Source organism: Rhodococcus sp. 06-418-5 (assembly GCF_002258285.1).
In the GTDB taxonomy this organism is placed as follows: domain Bacteria; phylum Actinomycetota; class Actinomycetes; order Mycobacteriales; family Mycobacteriaceae; genus Rhodococcoides.
The window spans coordinates 1-1,615 of sequence record NZ_NOYE01000030.1 but is presented as its reverse complement, the minus strand read 5'-3'; the positions used below and the strand labels follow the sequence as shown (position 1 = coordinate 1,615).

Annotated in this window: 1 protein-coding gene; it reads right to left on the bottom strand. The window is 64.8% G+C overall.

The window, feature by feature from the left end:
* Positions 1–19: 19 nt before the first annotated feature.
* On the bottom strand, positions 20–1,615 hold a 1,596-nt coding region (locus tag CH274_RS21275), incomplete at its 5' end, for an acyl-CoA carboxylase subunit beta (RefSeq protein ID WP_218829233.1).

The window sequence follows — 1,615 nt, the reverse complement described above, 5'->3', positions numbered from 1 at the left end:
GCGTCGTCGTTCGTTTCGCTCATAGTGGGATGTTTCCGTGTTTCTTGGGTGGGAGGGTGACTTGTTTGCGTTCGAGTAGTCGTAGTGCGGTGACGATCTGGCCGCGGGTGTGGCTCGGGGGGATGACGGCGTCGAGGTAGCCGCGTTCGGCGGCGATGTAGGGGTTGACGAGGGTGTCTTCGTATTCCTGCTGCAGCGTCAACCGGAGGGCGTCGACGTCGTCACCGTTCTTCGCGGCTTCGAGCAACTGTTTGCGGTAGACGAACCCGACCGCGCCGGAGGCTCCCATGACCGCGATCTGCGCGGTCGGCCAGGCGAGGTTGACATCGGCTCCCATGTGCTTGGACCCCATCACGTCGTACGCCCCGCCGTACGCTTTGCGGGTGATGACGGTGATCTTCCCGACCGTGGCCTCGCCGTAGGCGTAGAGCAGTTTCGCGCCGCGTCGGATGATGCCGTTGTATTCCTGGCCGGTACCGGGCAGGAACCCGGGCACATCGACCAGGGTGATGATCGGGACGTTGAAGCAGTCGCAGGTGCGCACGAACCGTGCCGCTTTCTCGGACGCGTCGATGTCGAGGGTGCCCGCGAACTGGGTGGGTTGATTGGCCACGATCCCCACCGACCGGCCGTCGATGCGCCCGAACCCGACGATGATGTTGCGGGCCCGCCCTTCCTGGACTTCGAGGAATTCGTCGTCGTCGAGGATCCGACGAATCACCTCGTGCATGTCGTACGGGGTGTTCGGTGAATCGGGGATCAGGGTGTCGAGTTCGAGATCCTCCGCGGTCAGCGAGTCCTCGATCGACCCGGCGATCGGATCGGAGGGTGCGGTGCGGGGGGCGTCGGCGCGATTGTTGCTCGGTAGGTACGAGAGCAGGTCGCGGACGTAGTCGAGTGCGTCCTGTTCTCCGGAGGCGACGTAGTGCGCGACACCGGATTTCTCCATGTGGGTGTGCGCGCCGCCGAGTTCTTCCATGGTGACGTTCTCCCCGGTGACGGTCTTGATCACGTCGGGTCCGGTGACGAACATCTGCGAGGTGCCGTCGACCATGACCACGAAGTCGGTCAGGGCCGGGGAGTAGACGTGCCCGCCCGCGGCCGGTCCCATGATCACCGAGATCTGCGGGATCACCCCGGACGCGCGGACGTTGCGGTGGAAGATCTCGCCGTACAACCCGAGGGAGACCACCCCTTCCTGGATGCGGGCTCCGGCACCTTCGTTGATCCCGACCAACGGTCGGCCGGTTTTGACGGCCAGGTCCATCACCTTGACGATCTTCTCGCCGTAGATTTCCCCGAGCGAGCCGCCGAAGACGGTGGCGTCCTGGGAGAACACGCACACATCACGGCCGTCGACGGTGCCGTAGCCGGTGACCACACCGTCACCGAAGGGCCGGTTCTCCCCCAGTCCGAAGTTCTGGGAGCGGTGGCGGGCGAGGGCGTCGAGTTCGACGAACGAGCCCTCGTCGAGCAGGGCGGTGATCCGCTCACGGGCGGTCAGCTTGCCTTTGGCGTGGACCTTGTCCACCGCCGCCTCACCGGACGGAATCTCCGCAACCGCGAGACGTTTACGAAGATCGGCCAATTTACCCGCAGTGGTATGGATATCGGG